This is a genomic window from Ruegeria sp. HKCCA5463 (assembly GCF_013034175.1).
Taxonomy (GTDB): Bacteria; Pseudomonadota; Alphaproteobacteria; order Rhodobacterales; family Rhodobacteraceae; genus Ruegeria.
This window is the reverse complement of the sequence record NZ_WQFL01000014.1, coordinates 24,762-38,610: the sequence shown is the minus strand read 5'-3', so window position 1 is coordinate 38,610 and position 13,849 is coordinate 24,762. Positions and strand designations below refer to the sequence as shown.

Below are 13,849 nucleotides of genomic sequence, written 5' to 3'. Positions count from 1 at the left end.
GAGACACATTCACCGTAAACATCTTTGGTGGCGGTTAGCGTCCCGCCGCGAAGCTTCAAATTGGCCACACCAGATTGATGATAACGACGACCACGAAGTAGGCCAGAACAACTTTCCAATTCCACTGGTGTTTGTTTTCTTCGTTGATCACGCCGGCCGATTTCAATGCCAGGTTTGTGATAATCAAAGCGACAACGATGACCGCCGCATGTGCCAGATCGAAATGCAAACTAGAGCTCCTTTTTTCAGATTTGGGATTGTTGAAAATTGTCAGCAGTCGCCTGATGGCAGCATAGTTACATCTGAATACCTTCCTTCAGATGTCGTGATCCGCGCACATGCGCCGGTATCTTTGTTAAACCAGTAAGAGGTCAGCCCTTCGCTTCGGATAAGTTCAAACCCAAGACTTTGGATGCCCATTTCAGCCTGACCCGCTCTGGCCCCTTCAAATGACGAAAGATCGCTAGAGCTGCCCACAGTTGGTGCACTCGCATCCACTGACCCGCCACTCTCGTCGCATGCTGAGAGTACAGAAATACACACTGTACCGATCACCAAAAAGACTTTGGATTTCATCTGTTTTTTCCTAGCTGATTTGAGTTGCCGTTCCAGGGTTTTCCGTCGATCACCTATTCAATTCCGAAAATTACGTTGTAGCCGACGGAAGAGTTGCCGCGGTTGATGACCTCGACAACATGATCACCGGATTGCCACAGCTGCCCTCGATACTCCTTGTCCGCCGACATCAATCCCAACAGTTCAGAACCATCGGGGTTTCGAATAACGTAGTCCAAGGTGCCATTTCGCGGAGCAACGCGAACGTAAAGGAACTGTTCGTTTTTGGCGCCAAGGACGTATTGCTGGGACGCTCCGGGCGCGAGTTGGCCAACGAGTTCGGCGCCAGTTGAACCAGCATCAAATTTGACGCGTCGGCTTTCAGTAGATCCTTCGGCACCGGCCATAGCTCCACCACCATCATCCATCGCCTCGACAACCGACATCTCTCCGATGCTTCCATCCTTGTACGCGATGCATCGCCAAAGTGTCCCACCTACGTCACGTAGCATGACCAGCGTGCCAGCTTCGGAAAACTCTGAGCTTTCAATCGTACCGGATTGACCGTCTGGCCCACCAACTTGCCGTAAATGATCGATACACGCGTCATCGGCTTCCGACATTGCAAGAGCAGCTGTGCCCGAAATTGCAAACATGGGTGTGAGGAGATTCAGTAAACGGAGTTTCATCAGATTGCCCCCTGTTGGCTAATCCTTACAGTGTTCTTCTGTACAAAGCGGAACTTCATTTCGCTTCCCGCAACTTGGACAGAAACTCATCGCATGCCTGTGCGCTGCCGACGATCTCGTCCGTCGTTTCAATTCCTTGCAGTGATGCCATCTCGGAATTCACGCGATTGAGGATCTGATCCGCTTGCTCGGCGGTGATCAGATTCTCGGCTTGTGCGGCTTTCAATGTAGAGCAGACACCGGCGGACAAGCCTGTCGCAACGCCGACACCCACCGCGGCACCTCCACCCAAGGTCATCGCCCCAACCACGCCGAGGACGAGCCCGATCACGATACCCAAGATCACTTTTCCCATGTTTTCCTCCCTTTTGGTGAGAATGCGTTCGGCGTTCACTGCTGCCGCAAACTGCGTGTCCATCTGCAAATCAAGACCAGCGCTAGAAGATTGAAAACCGGTGCGAGCGCCGCGAACCACGGTTTGGTCGACTCCGAGAGCAAGTCCGCTAGAAGTATCCAGGGCAACCCCAACGGCAAAAGGAACACCCCGGACAAAGGGTCTTTTTCTTGCCCCAACCAGCCAAATGTACCCGTCAAGAACGCAACCAACGCCAACAGGTAAAGGATCGCGAATATGATAGTGGCTATTCTACAAACCAAGTCGAGCATTCCGATGAGCGAGCCAGTGCTGCGCGGCCGTGTTCAGCCACGCACCAAACAGGTCACAATGCGCCTTCGTCGCCCAGGAACTCGATACCGGCTGTGGCGCCATCACTGTAAGCAATACAGTTCCATGGGGCACGATCCTCGCCAACGCCGACGGTGACCTGGGTTCCCGCCTCGCTGAACGCAGACGACAGAACAACGACTTGCGAATTGTTCGTTGTGTTGGCCACGTCTCGCAAACACGCTTGCTGAGCGGGCGTGAGCTCGGCAGACGCGCTTGATGTACCCGCATCGTCGCAGGCCGCAAGCAGTGCGACACATGTCGTGCCTGCAACCATCACCATCTTGTTGGTCATTTTCTTCTCCCTCTGGGTTCTTTGATCTCAATTGAATTGGTGGCGACGTTTTGAAGCTCCAGCGTCTATGCGGCCAATAGTACAGACCTCGAACTGGTGACTGCCGTTCTCAAAAGACTCGCCATTCAAGGTTTGGCCGGCAGAACAATATTGCGTTGATCGCATGCACTGCCAACAACGCGTGACCGCACTGGAAAAAACTGGAGCGAATGTTGGAAGAAGAGCTAGTATTTTGAGTCTTGGCATCGCGTTCTCCCAACGCTCGATCATTGAAAACGCCTTCCGACTGCCAGCACTCACTCCGACAGTCGGAAGGGCCCGGTAAAACGGGCGACAGCGACAACAACGGAGGTAAAATAAAGTTGCGTCGAATTCTCATATTTGAATCTAATTTTTCATAAATCAATATTTTTTCCGCGCGTAAATTTCTCTAGGCTTTCGTGCGAAAGGCTTTTGCTTTCAAACAAAAAGAATGTGGGGATTTTCAGAAAAGCGAGTGTTCCCTACCCGGCCAAGCGTTTTTGACGCCGCCAAGAAACGACGAAGGGACAAAAACATGGGATTCGTTGAAGCAGTAAAAACGTGTTTTTCGAAATACTTCCAGTTCTCGGGTCGGGCTTTACGATCAGAATACTGGTGGTTCTTCTTGTTTGTGGTTCTCGTGAGTGCCGTATTAGCTGTGCTGGATACGATCATATTCGGGACCAATCCCGAAACAGGGCAGGGTTCTCGGGTTCTGTCCTCTGTTTTCCAACTGGCTGTTCTCATACCCATGCTGGCCGCCGGTTGGCGGAGGCTGCATGATACAGGACGACCTGGCTGGTATTTGCTGCTGCCGATGGCGCTTAGCATTACAACGCTTTTTGTTATGCTGGGCGGGGTGGCGTTCTTTTCGGTATTGGAGCAAGGAACGGAAAACCCCGATACATTACGTGGACCCGCGGCAGTTTTGGGCGCAACCGGCATTGTTGTTTTCTCAATTCTTCAATTGGTTCTGTCCATCCTGATGATCTGGTGGCTGACACGACCTTCCCAAGAAGGCGCAAACGAATACGGCGAACCTGTTTCCTGATCTGGCTGTCCGGGCGGTGGGCCCGACGCTCTGCTGCAAGAAAGAGCCAAATGCAACGCCGTGGAGAGAGAAAGAATGAATTTCAAGCCGATTTCCGTTGGAGCGCTGATGATGGCAATGGCAACCACAGCATCGGCGGAGTGGTCGTTCAGTTCCGGGCCTAGTCCCAATGCATTTATTCAGACCGGAAACATGACGCTGGAACTTCAGTGTAACCGTATCCGCTTTGCTCCGGCTGGATATGAGGACAGCCAGGACATTGTGCAGAAGCAGGGGCTTTCCATTCGATTTTTGAAGAACGGCACCACCGAAGTTGGGGCATTTCAGGTTGGCGCAGAAAACGCTGCCGTGCAGATCGTCGACAACTATCCCGTCGAAGTCAGTTTCAATAGTCAAGAGGACTATGGTTTTGTACTGGACCAGCTTGCGGCCAATGCATCGGTTAATCTGTCCATGATTGATCAAGATATCAGCTATGGAATCTTTGACTTGAAAGGTTCCAGCGCGGCAATTCAGTCCCTTCGTTCCGCCTGCGATTCAGGTGCTCGCCAGGGGGCCTCCGACGAAGCGCCCGAAGGCATCGCCTATTGTGGTGGCGGAGCGGTAGAGCGCGTGATCGAACCGGTAATTTTCGACACTCCGGACGGGGAGTGGGACGCGCGAGTATCGGTCAATGGCGAGTTGATCAGAGCCATGACCGCCTATAGTTATTTTGGAAACTCTAAGCCGCCGGCCGGATTTGTCGTCGCCCTGCTTGGGGAAGACAGGTCCGAGTTTCTGATTTTTAACGAAGGTGCGGAAAACTGGCTGGAATACGGGGACTTCAGATATGATCAATGCAATTGACGCCGCCTTCCAATCAGTTTCCCCAATAGAGCACCAGCTGAAGTATTTGGTTTCCGGGATCGTACTTGTTTCGGGACTAGTTTGGACCTCACCAGCTGTCGCGGCTGATGTATCGCAACTTCCGCCCGGTTTGCAGGCGAAGGTTGATCTGGCGGCACGAGCCTGCGCGGAGTTCAACGACGGTCAGTTTGACATAGCCTGGGGCGCGGTTGAAAGGGTCGATCTCGACGGAGATCTACGACGCGACTGGGTTCTGAATGAGTCTGGTTTTGCGTGTTCGAGCGCCGCATCCCTTTACTGTGGTACCGGCGGATGCATGTCGCACTTTTGGATTAGCGAAGAGGTGCACTCCTTGCTCAACCAAGGCTGGACGGTCGTTGATTTTGGGAGCCAACGCATTGTCATCGCGGACGTGCATGGATCCGATTGCGAGGGAATCAATCCGACGCCATGCGTCAGCGCCAGTATTTGGGATGCCGAAGCCAAGACTTGGCGCTCGACTTCTGGAAGCTGGGAGTAAACTGTTTTTTGTGTTTAGCAACTGTGCCAGAGGACCCTGTTTGTTCCTGGGGTTCTCTGTGGCATGCAAATCTGTGGGATAGCTGTACAAAACTGTGACCGAATACCGCGCAGATTTATGGGTAAGGTTCTGCGGTTTTTTTAAGTCACGGCGCGGCCTATACCCTTCAACCGCAGGTAAATCCCCACGACCTCAGACAAAAGAACAGATGACGAGGAGGCAACAGCGGCAGATCAGAGTGGTCGGCTCCTGCTGCATTTTGAAGCCTCGGCATGTGCTTCACCGCAAGTTCTTCGTCACGACACCTCAGGTGGTACCAGTATTAATCGAGCTGATCGGCAGCTCTTCTGGCTTTCATTTCAGCGATCATGGGCGACTTTGTGCGAAGGGAAGGCACGCGAGCAGCAACCAGACCACAGCCATTGGCACATTGCCGATTTTTGGGAAGGACGGGAATGGATGTAGGCTCCACAATGTTCAAAAACCAAGTTCCCGTTTTCGCAACACGTTGCGCCCCTGGAACAAGGGACGGCTTTTGGTAAAGAAGCGGCCGTTGCAGCCAAAGCAGGCTAGGGCCATTCACCCCCGGCTTGAACTCGCAAGAACCTGAGAAAGCTTGCTATGTTCCATCGTGCAATCGACAGCAAGTTGTGTGGATGCTGTCGACAACACAGATCGCGTAGGACAGCGGCGAAACACCCAAGCACGCGAAATACTCTATTCGAAATCCCACATTTTCACAGATCTGCTGTGATCCAGTTGGGAGCTCGGCACCTGATCAGTGGCAGGCCAATTACGCACGCTTAGGGCTTGGCCTTTTGCACAGTTTGCCCGCAGGTAGGGCAGTGATCGGCCTGTGACATGGTCTCAGCGTGTACGCGGTTTCGGATATGATCGGCAGCGCGACGCGAGAGACCCAATTGCTTGCGAACGGCTTCTATAACGGCTTCGTCCGCGTCGCAGATATCGCCGTCTTCCAAGGCCTTTCGAAATTCACGTTCCAGGCTGGCCCGTCGGCGGTGCAACTGGTCGTTCAGGCCGCTGGCAATGATCCCTGCGGGCAATGCGGCCATCCCAATGCCAATCACCGTAATCGCAGCGCCGAAGATCTTACCGGCAACTGTCACGGGCGTTACGTCGCCATAACCAACGGTCGTAAGCGTTGCCATCGCCCACCACATCGCCGCTGGGATCGATCCGAATGCCTCCGGTTGCGCCTCGTGCTCTGCCAGCCATGCACCGCTGGCAGCAAAGATCAGCATCACCATCAGGATAAAAAAACCTGCAAAAAAGGCGCCGGCCTCTTCCTCAAACACAGCGAGCAGCATTCCGAGTGCGGGCGAGTACCGAGTGAGTTTGAGGAGCCGCAACATACGGAAGGTCCGCAACAGACGCAGATCAACCGGGAAGATCAAATAGAGCAGCGCAGGTAAAATCGCTAGTAAATCGATGATGGCGATCGGGGAGACGGCCCAGGCAGCCCGCGTTTTGTAACTTGGATTTTCGGTGGCGACCCACAGCCTTGCCGCGTATTCGACTACGAATACGAACAGAGAAAAACCCTCAAAGAGGTTCAGCGCCAGGCCCCAACGGGTATATATGGAGTCGACCGTCTCCAGGATAACGGCGGCCACGTTCAGTGTGATGAGGACAATTAGAGCTATTTCAAGCAACCATGGACCGGTGGCCGCCCGGTCCGGGCGCTCGAGCCACCAATAGACTTTCCTTTTTAGATAGCCCGAATTTGTAACTGCCTCACTCATGTCGAAACTGCGTCCAGGCGCGCGTCAGGGGGATCGCGATTTGCGATAGCAAGGCTGTGCCCCAGATCAGATTGCCAACCAAAGAGGGAACATGGGGGACGATAAAGAAACAGGCAATAGCCAGAACGATCCCAAATACCCGCACATCCCAGCGCCCAAAGTCCGATGCAAGACGGTGTTCAATAACGTTCTGGAGCACCCAAAGCATGGCGATATATCCTGCAAGGCCGAAACAGCCAATGGCGGCATATTCGGTCGGGTATGGCTCCCAAAAACCGACTTTGACCTCGGCAGCTAAGGCCACGCCTACCATGACGCCGCATAACATCAAGATCAGATGCGCAAGCCACCAGATGACCAATGTCGACACCTTCTTGTCGTTGGGCTTGGCGTTGCCGACAAAGTCAAAATAAATCCAGCACATGACGAACATCGAAACGCCACCGATGACGAAATTAACAAGCACATCAAGTGAGACTTTGTAGATGCCTTTCTCGGACAAAGTTACGACGAGTTTGAAGAACCCTTCGCCCAGAACGATCAGTGTAAGCAGAGCAAACCGTTCCGCCATATGGCCAAGGCGCGGGACGAAACGTTCGAAGCGCAATACAGTGAGGCCTGGGATCATGTACATCGCCTGCGTGGCCACCATTGCGGCAGCAAACACCCAATAGGCCAAGGGTGTTGGCAGAAATGCCGTGATGGCAAAGATCACCGCAAAAACCGAAAAATTCCGGATCTGGGCCGTCGACATTGACTCGCCAGATGAATTGGCCCGCCGGGCGCGATAGTACAACGCCGCGAGCATGGCCCTGTTCGCTGCAAATCCTAACGCGAAGAAAACCCAACCCTTGCCGTCAATAGCCGGGATCGCCGCTGCCATGAACATCACCGTGCAGATCATCACGGCCATAATCAGCCGGTGCCAGAAATCGGTGCTGACGAAGATCGAGTTGAATATGCTGAGTTCGCCCCACGCGTACCAGAGCGTGATGAAGACCCCGGCGAACACAAGAAACCCATGCAGATCGAGATGATGCGACAAGTAATTGCCCAGCAGAAAGATCGTCACGACATGGATCAGGTCGTAGAACAGCTCGGCCCAGTGGACATGATCATGTGCATGGTCAAGGTCCTGGTGATGTTGGGGCTTTCGCCACATGGGGTGGTCATGCAATGCCATAAATTGGGAACTCTTCAAGGTTGGAAGGCTGTTGTGGCCGACAAGCGGCCACCCAGATTGAGTTTCACTATAAGATGAAGGTTGTCGCGGAGACTTTCGTCATGCAACCCCCACAATTGTTGTTAAGCGAGGGCATGCCGGGCAACACCCGCCCGATCGTGGGTTTATTGCGCTGGCAGTGCCCGGTATTCACGGATGTCACGCGGCCCTGTCGTCTCGTAGATGCAGAAGGATACGGGCGTAGTTTTCCTCGCCCTGCGCGCCGGTCACAAGGTGACGTTTGTCGAACGCCATTGCGGGCACACCCTGAATTCCTCGGCTGATCCAGAATTGCTCTTTCTGTCGCACGTGATTGGCCCGATCTTGGCTTTGCAACATGTCCAACGCATCCGCGCGGTTCAGCCCGATGCCAGCAGCCGCATTTGCCAGAACCTGTATGTCCGAGACGTTTTCGCGGCGTGTAAAGAACGCCGAAAAAAGGGCCTGCTTCATTTCATGGCCCTTGCCTTGTTCGGCGGTCCAGTCAATCAATTGATGCGCACGGAAGGTGTTATACATCCGCATGTCATCGGCGTAATTGAACGTGAACCCCAGTGCCGCGCCCATCTCGGTCAGGCGGGCTCGTGCCTTGATCGACCCTTCCAGCGTCGTCCCGTATTTCGATGCCAAGTTGTCGCGCAGGTTCTCACCACCCTCGGCCATCTGCGGATTCAACTCGAATGGATGCCAATGGATATCCAGTTCGGTCTGAGTGTCGCGCGCGGCTTCCCGTACCAAACAGATGAAAAAGCACTCACATCCTCACGTGTGAAGACCGCCCATTCCAACAGACGGTGCTGCAACTCGTTGAGCCTCTGTGGGTCTGCGTTATCCCCGACCGGTGTGTCCTCATAGTAGGGCTTGAACGCGTTGAAGATGTCTTCCTCTTCATTGGCGAAATCGAGGACAAAGGTTCGTGACTTACCCGGTGCCATGCGGTTTAGCCTGGAGAGGGTCTGAACAGCCTGAACTCCTGCCAACCGTTTCACGACATACATGGTTTGCAGCAGGGGCTGGTCGAAACCTGTCTGATACTCTCAGCGGCTAGCAAGACCCGGAACTGATCGCCATCAAAAGTCTCGGGTAACTCGGCTTCCGGTAGACCATTGTTCATCCCCACTTCGGTAAATGAGCTTTCTGGTAGCTTTGCATCACGACAACGCAGGTGATACCAGTACTCGTCCAGCTGATCGGCTGCTCTTCTGGCTCTTGCTTCAGCGATCTTGGGCGATTTTGTCCGTAGCGAATACGTGATCCGAGGCAACGTGTAGTGGTTTCTCAACTCTTTCGGGATACGGCGGCTGAAGTAGAAAACACCATCTTTGATGAAGGTGAATGGGCGCGAAATGGTCTCCGACATGGTCTACGGCTCCTAGCAGTGGCTAAAAGCTGAAGCGATACCAATGTGTTAGCTGAGGAGATGGTGCCCCCACACGGACTCGAACCGCGGACCTACTGATTACAAATCAGTTGCTCTACCAGCTGAGCTATAGGGGCACTGGCTGTCGATTACTTCCTCTGGCAGTAGACTGCAAGCCTGAATTTTAGCCCAAACTTAGACATTGCCCGATTTCCTGAGAACGTGCAAAAAAACGCTGAATTCATCCGTTGCAAATATCTCGCGAGTGGTAACAGACGCGGTTATGCAGAAAAGCCAAGGGGTAAAGGAAAAAATGCAGGTTGCCATCCACGCCGGTGTTGCCTTTTCGGATGAAGGGCTGGTGATGTCCTCGCTTGGCGCGAACAGGAGCGTACTTGCCAAATACCGAACTGCGGTTCTGGGGCCGCGTCGGTCCCGGCTATTCGTCAAAGTGATGTCTGACTCGATTCTGCAGGGTGTATCTGATGCAGACGCACGGAACAGATTGTCCGAGCTTGTTGCCGGAAACCAGAATCTGGACCGCGTGGTTGTGTCGAGTGACAAGTTCTTTGGCCCCAGGCGCACCGCGCTGCAAGACGGCCAGATCTATCCGTTTGCGGGGAATAGAACAGCCCATACGGACACTCTGCTGGACGGCGTGCAGGTTCAAGTGTTTGCAGGGCTGGTGAACCCCGGGGTTTTTATCCCAAAGATTCTGGCCTCGATCCATGAAGACCATCGGCGGGACATTCTGGCCAGCACCGATTTAAGCTGCCTCAGCTGGCTTGGCATGATCGAAGACCTGCGGGATCTTGCGCCTCAGGTTCAGCTCACCTTGTGGGAACACGAGAATTCCCCGCTTATCTGGGGCGATATCATCCGCGCCATAGCGGGACTGCCTGACGAGGCCGTGCTTCATGAAGAGTTTGCATTCCTGTCCTCCCTTTTGACAGAAGCCGGACAACGTCATGTATTGGACATCGTGAGAAAAGGGGACGCCATCGATCACGGCCGCCGACGTGAAGAGATGGCGAATATTCTGGACGAATACGCCCGGCCGGAGCAAATCGAAGAAGAGCTCGATTTACCGGGCTGGAATTCCGACATAGTTGAAGCGTTCACAGAGCTTTACGAGCAGGATCTGGCCACGATCCGGTCCATGCCGGACGTTCATGTTCTGCAAATCTGATTGGTTTGCGCAGTGCCGTTGGATTGGGTGCACAGATGGTGCGAAGGTAGCTTTTTTCGCGAATCCAGCGTGATGGCAGGAACGCATGGGTATTTGGGGCCCTGCTGAACATCAGGCCACGAACTGGTGGTCTTGCGGCGACGTGTTGACACGGAAACCCTGCCGATCAACGGATTAATATGACGGACCATGGCGTTCGACCAAATTGATCATCCGGTTTTCCGCAGAATGGCTTCAACTGACCGGTTCATTTGTTTGGCACAATTCATCAGGCAACTAAGTAATCTCGCAATATCCCGTTGAACAGTTCAGCTTTTTCCAGATGCGTCGCATGTGCAGAGTTTGGTATCACCGCTAGGTTTGCATTCGGGATGGATTGCCACAGCTGTTCCGTCTGACTCCATGGGTAGGTGCGATCACGATCCCCCCAGACAATCAGCGTCTTCGTCCTGATTGCCGGCAGGTTTTCAGCGCCGCTCCAGGAATGCATCGCATCCAAACCAGACAGCATGGCCTTCAGGTTGCTTTTCTGGGCTATCGTAGCGCAAAGTTCATATTCCAAAGCATTTTCGCGTTCGAGAAACCAGGTTGCCGCAATCCGCCGCGCCGTCACTTTCGGCCCGTCTGCACAAGCACGGGTTTTCGAGGTGTCGATGGTCTCAAACCGCCCGGGCAGCACACCTACGGACCCGGTGCCATAAAGAACCAAACGGTCAACACGCTCGGGCGCACGGGCAACCATTTCCTGCACGACCATTCCACCCATCGAGTGACCAACCAGGTGGAATGTCTCGATGTCGCGCGCCTTCAGCTCATTCAGCGCCCAGTCCGCAAATCCCGAGATGCTGCAAAACGCGTCACGTTGCGCATTTTCGCCAAAACCAGGCAGATCCAGCGTGATGACATCGTAACCTTTCAGGGCCTCGACCTGCCGCTGCCATTGCCGACTGCCGCCCAGGAACCCGTGAACAAACACGATGGGTGTCATTTCCGGCCGCCCTGCACAATCCGATCGAGGATCATGGCACAGAACAGGATTGAGAACCCTGCAAGAATACCCTGGCCCACATTCGCGTATTGCAACGCTTCAAGAACATCCTCGCCCAGCCCCTTGGCACCGATCAGAGACGCAACAACAACCATTGCCAGTGACAACATGATTGTCTGATTGATCCCCGCCCGGATCGACGGGCTTGCCAGCGGCAAGTCGACTTTGGTGAGCAGGTACCATTTGTTGGCGCCGAAACTGATCGCCGCCTCGCGCACGCTTTCGGGCACGCCACGCAAGCCGAGAACGGTCAGGCGCACCACGGGCGTACCACCGAAAATCATCGTGACCACGACTGCCGCCGGCTTGCCGACACCAAAAAACGCGATCACGGGGACCATGAAAACAAAGGCGGGCATGGTTTGCATGAAATCCATGATCGGCTGGATGAAAGCGTAGAACCGAGGGCGACGCGCCGCGAACATGCCCAGTGGAATTCCGATGACAATCGACAGGCACGCCGCTGTCCCCAACAAGGCCAGCGTGGTCATTGCGCCCTCCCAAAAGCCCAACAGCCCCATATAGGCCAGAAACGCGCCCGAATAGATTGCCGTGCTGACGCCCGCAGTCAGCCATGTCAGCAGAATGATGAGACTGGCGATCACGATCCATGGCGTCTGCACCAAGATGACCTCAAGCGCGTCCAGCAGGGTGCGGATACCGAATGTCAGCCCGTCAAAGAACGCTTCGCTGTTGCGCACGCACCAGGCGATGAAGTCTTCCACCCAGGTGATGCTGGTCAGGCGGATATTGGGGTCTGTCGGGAAATGGCTGAGCAACGAGAAACGCCCCGGAAAGCTGTAATGCATCATCGCCGCAGCAACGATCAGCACCATGAAGATCGCGCTGAACACGATCTGCGATACCGGCATTGCAGATCGGATTGAACGATCTGACAGCCATTCCGAGAAACGCGCCTCGAGCGCCCAGTTTGCCACCTGTGACTGAACAAGCTTGACGATGATCAGAATGATCAGGCCGGTCAGAACGATGTATGGCCCTTCAGCGGCCATTGCTTCGGCTTCGGCGCGGATGCCGCCTATGTTTTCCTCGAGCGAGTCCACCGTCCGCTGATAGACGTCGATCTTGTCCGAGTTGTTTTCGATGGCAGCGGCCAACTGCTGTCGGCGCAGCTCAAGCGTCCCTTCAATTGACGCGATGCGTTCCATTGCCTCAGCCGCCAAGTCGCCGAACATCCCGCGCGCGATCTGCACATAGGCTATTGTTTCGAGGATCAAAAATGGCAGCGCCCATGACCACAACCCCCGTGCACCGAACCAGACCGGGCCAAACAACCCGGCCATCAGATTGAAAGTCGGCGTAAATCGGGACGAAGCGCCGATCTTGTCGAAGTTGCGGATGTAATAGTCGGGGCTGGTGCGAACGAAGGCACGGATGTTTTCGCGCCGCTCTTCGGCATATGCCAAAGCGGCCTCGTTCTCGGTATCTTCCAGCGGGTTCACATCTGAAGAACTCATGACACTTCGGTTCCTTCGATCACGGTGCGCAACAGATCGGCACGGGTTATGACGCCAACATCCACGCCGCCGTCCTCCACAAGGATCGCGCTGTCGGTGTCGATTGCCAGATTGATCAGCGTGCTCAGGTTTTCGCCTTCATTCACACGCGGGGCGTCCGAGGGCAGAGGACCATGGGTAGCGACATGTTCCGGTATGGGCCGCATGACCGCGTGGGCACGCACCACCTTGAGCCTTGAGATACCCGCCACGAAATCGGCGACATAGTCATCGGCGGGGTTCATGACGATGTCTTCGGCCGTCCCGATCTGCACCACCTTGCCGTCGCGCATGATTGCGATCCGGTTCCCGATACGGACGGCTTCATCCAAATCATGGGTGATGAAGATCGTCGTCTTTTTCAGGATTTTGCTCAGTCGAATGAACTCATCCTGCAATTGCCGCCGGATCAACGGGTCCAACGCCGAGAACGGTTCGTCCATCAACAACACATCCGGGTTCGCTGCCAGTGCCCGGGCAAGGCCCACACGTTGCTGCATACCCCCGGACAGCTCGTGTGCGAATTTCGATCCCCAGGCTCCGAGTTCGACGATATCCAGAATAGCAGCGGCCTGACGCATGCGTTCATTCTTGCTGACCTGCCGGATCTCCAGCGGCATTGCGACATTGTCCAGCACAGACCGATGCGGCATCAGCGCAAAGTTCTGAAAGACCATGCCAATCTTGTTGTTGCGAAACTGCTGAAGCTCTTTCGGGCCCAGGGCCATCACGTCCGTGCCCTCGATTTCGATCTTGCCTGCGGTGGGTTCCAACAGCCGGTTGAAATGGCGGACCAGAGTGGACTTCCCGCTGCCTGACAGGCCCATGATGCAGAATATCTCGCCCCGGTTGACCGAAAGACTGACATCCGCGACGCCGACAACACAGTTGTATTCCGCCAGCACCTGGGCCTTGTCCAATCCACGGTCGCGGATTGCCTGCAGCGCTACATCGGGCCTGCCCCCGAAAATCTTCCAGACATTCGAGATTTCAATAACGGTATCGTCGCTCATAAGTCCCCCAGAGGTCTGCTTTTGGGTGGCGCCAAC

General features: G+C 54.7%; 16 protein-coding genes and 1 tRNA gene. 4 read left to right on the top strand and 13 right to left on the bottom strand.

Annotated elements, in window-relative coordinates; genetic code table 11:
• Nucleotides 1–55: 55 nt before the first annotated feature.
• From GOW09_RS20900 to GOW09_RS20880, 5 genes are all read right to left on the bottom strand, one after another.
• Nucleotides 56–229, bottom strand: coding sequence for a hypothetical protein (locus GOW09_RS20900; protein ID WP_170755412.1), 174 nt, complete (start codon nucleotides 227–229; stop codon nucleotides 56–58).
• A gap of 41 nt (nucleotides 230–270) precedes the next feature.
• Nucleotides 271–576: a hypothetical protein gene (locus GOW09_RS20895; RefSeq protein ID WP_152456654.1), complete on the bottom strand. Its 306-nt coding sequence runs from the start codon at nucleotides 574–576 to the stop codon at nucleotides 271–273.
• A 53-nt stretch (nucleotides 577–629) separates the two neighbouring features.
• Nucleotides 630–1,211 (bottom strand): hypothetical protein, encoded by a 582-nt coding sequence (locus GOW09_RS20890; RefSeq protein ID WP_217360299.1) that lies wholly within the window; start codon nucleotides 1,209–1,211, stop codon nucleotides 630–632.
• 88 nt (nucleotides 1,212–1,299) lie between these two features.
• A complete protein-coding gene (locus GOW09_RS20885; protein WP_171120650.1) occupies nucleotides 1,300–1,599 on the bottom strand; it encodes a hypothetical protein in 300 nt (99 codons plus the stop codon).
• Between the two features lie 364 nt (nucleotides 1,600–1,963).
• Nucleotides 1,964–2,263, bottom strand: a complete 300-nt coding sequence (locus GOW09_RS20880) for a hypothetical protein (RefSeq protein ID WP_171120648.1) — start codon at nucleotides 2,261–2,263, stop codon at nucleotides 1,964–1,966.
• Between the two features lie 556 nt (nucleotides 2,264–2,819).
• Here GOW09_RS20880 and GOW09_RS20875 point away from each other — a divergent pair.
• The 3 genes from GOW09_RS20875 to GOW09_RS20865 all read left to right on the top strand — a co-directional run bounded on the left by GOW09_RS20875 (nucleotide 2,820) and on the right by GOW09_RS20865 (nucleotide 4,701).
• Nucleotides 2,820–3,335: a DUF805 domain-containing protein gene (locus GOW09_RS20875; RefSeq protein WP_171120647.1), complete on the top strand. Its 516-nt coding sequence runs from the start codon at nucleotides 2,820–2,822 to the stop codon at nucleotides 3,333–3,335.
• Between the two features lie 75 nt (nucleotides 3,336–3,410).
• Entirely contained in the window at nucleotides 3,411–4,181 is a 771-nt protein-coding gene (locus GOW09_RS20870; RefSeq protein ID WP_171120645.1) for a hypothetical protein, read from the top strand.
• Nucleotides 4,165–4,701 carry a hypothetical protein gene (locus tag GOW09_RS20865; RefSeq protein ID WP_171120643.1) on the top strand — a complete coding sequence of 179 codons (537 nt, stop codon included), beginning with the start codon at nucleotides 4,165–4,167 and terminating at the stop codon, nucleotides 4,699–4,701. The genes GOW09_RS20870 and GOW09_RS20865 overlap by 17 nt, the downstream gene beginning before the upstream one ends.
• An 803-nt stretch (nucleotides 4,702–5,504) precedes the next feature.
• Here GOW09_RS20865 and GOW09_RS20860 read toward each other — a convergent pair.
• The 5 genes from GOW09_RS20860 to GOW09_RS20840 all read right to left on the bottom strand — a co-directional run bounded on the left by GOW09_RS20860 (nucleotide 5,505) and on the right by GOW09_RS20840 (nucleotide 9,183).
• Nucleotides 5,505–6,464, bottom strand: a complete 960-nt coding sequence (locus GOW09_RS20860) for an ion transporter (RefSeq protein ID WP_171120642.1) — start codon at nucleotides 6,462–6,464, stop codon at nucleotides 5,505–5,507.
• On the bottom strand, nucleotides 6,457–7,647 hold the full coding sequence (locus tag GOW09_RS20855) for a low temperature requirement protein A (protein ID WP_171120640.1): 1,191 nt from the start codon (nucleotides 7,645–7,647) through the stop codon (nucleotides 6,457–6,459). Before GOW09_RS20855 ends, GOW09_RS20860 begins: the two co-directional genes overlap by 8 nt.
• A gap of 198 nt (nucleotides 7,648–7,845) precedes the next feature.
• Nucleotides 7,846–8,424 (bottom strand): DsbA family oxidoreductase, encoded by a 579-nt coding sequence (locus GOW09_RS20850; protein WP_174829487.1) that lies wholly within the window; start codon nucleotides 8,422–8,424, stop codon nucleotides 7,846–7,848.
• Nucleotides 8,425–8,671: 247 nt separating this feature from the next.
• On the bottom strand, nucleotides 8,672–9,046 hold the full coding sequence (locus GOW09_RS22715) for a DUF6538 domain-containing protein (RefSeq protein ID WP_253282595.1): 375 nt from the start codon (nucleotides 9,044–9,046) through the stop codon (nucleotides 8,672–8,674).
• A 61-nt stretch (nucleotides 9,047–9,107) separates the two neighbouring features.
• Nucleotides 9,108–9,183, bottom strand: a tRNA-Thr gene (locus GOW09_RS20840).
• Nucleotides 9,184–9,329: 146 nt separating this feature from the next.
• Between GOW09_RS20840 and GOW09_RS20835 the strand changes: the two genes are divergently transcribed.
• Nucleotides 9,330–10,235 (top strand): hypothetical protein, encoded by a 906-nt coding sequence (locus GOW09_RS20835; protein WP_171120638.1) that lies wholly within the window; start codon nucleotides 9,330–9,332, stop codon nucleotides 10,233–10,235.
• Nucleotides 10,236–10,503: 268 nt separating this feature from the next.
• Here the strand turns inward: GOW09_RS20835 and GOW09_RS20830 are convergent, their stop codons facing one another.
• The 3 genes from GOW09_RS20830 to GOW09_RS20820 are packed head-to-tail and all read right to left on the bottom strand — an operon-like array spanning nucleotide 10,504 to nucleotide 13,813.
• Nucleotides 10,504–11,223: an alpha/beta fold hydrolase gene (locus GOW09_RS20830; protein ID WP_171120636.1), complete on the bottom strand. Its 720-nt coding sequence runs from the start codon at nucleotides 11,221–11,223 to the stop codon at nucleotides 10,504–10,506.
• Nucleotides 11,220–12,761, bottom strand: a complete 1,542-nt coding sequence (locus GOW09_RS20825) for a proline/glycine betaine ABC transporter permease (RefSeq protein ID WP_171120634.1) — start codon at nucleotides 12,759–12,761, stop codon at nucleotides 11,220–11,222. Before GOW09_RS20825 ends, GOW09_RS20830 begins: the two co-directional genes overlap by 4 nt.
• Nucleotides 12,758–13,813: a glycine betaine/L-proline ABC transporter ATP-binding protein gene (locus GOW09_RS20820; protein ID WP_171120632.1), complete on the bottom strand. Its 1,056-nt coding sequence runs from the start codon at nucleotides 13,811–13,813 to the stop codon at nucleotides 12,758–12,760. Before GOW09_RS20820 ends, GOW09_RS20825 begins: the two co-directional genes overlap by 4 nt.
• Nucleotides 13,814–13,849 lie beyond the last annotated feature (36 nt).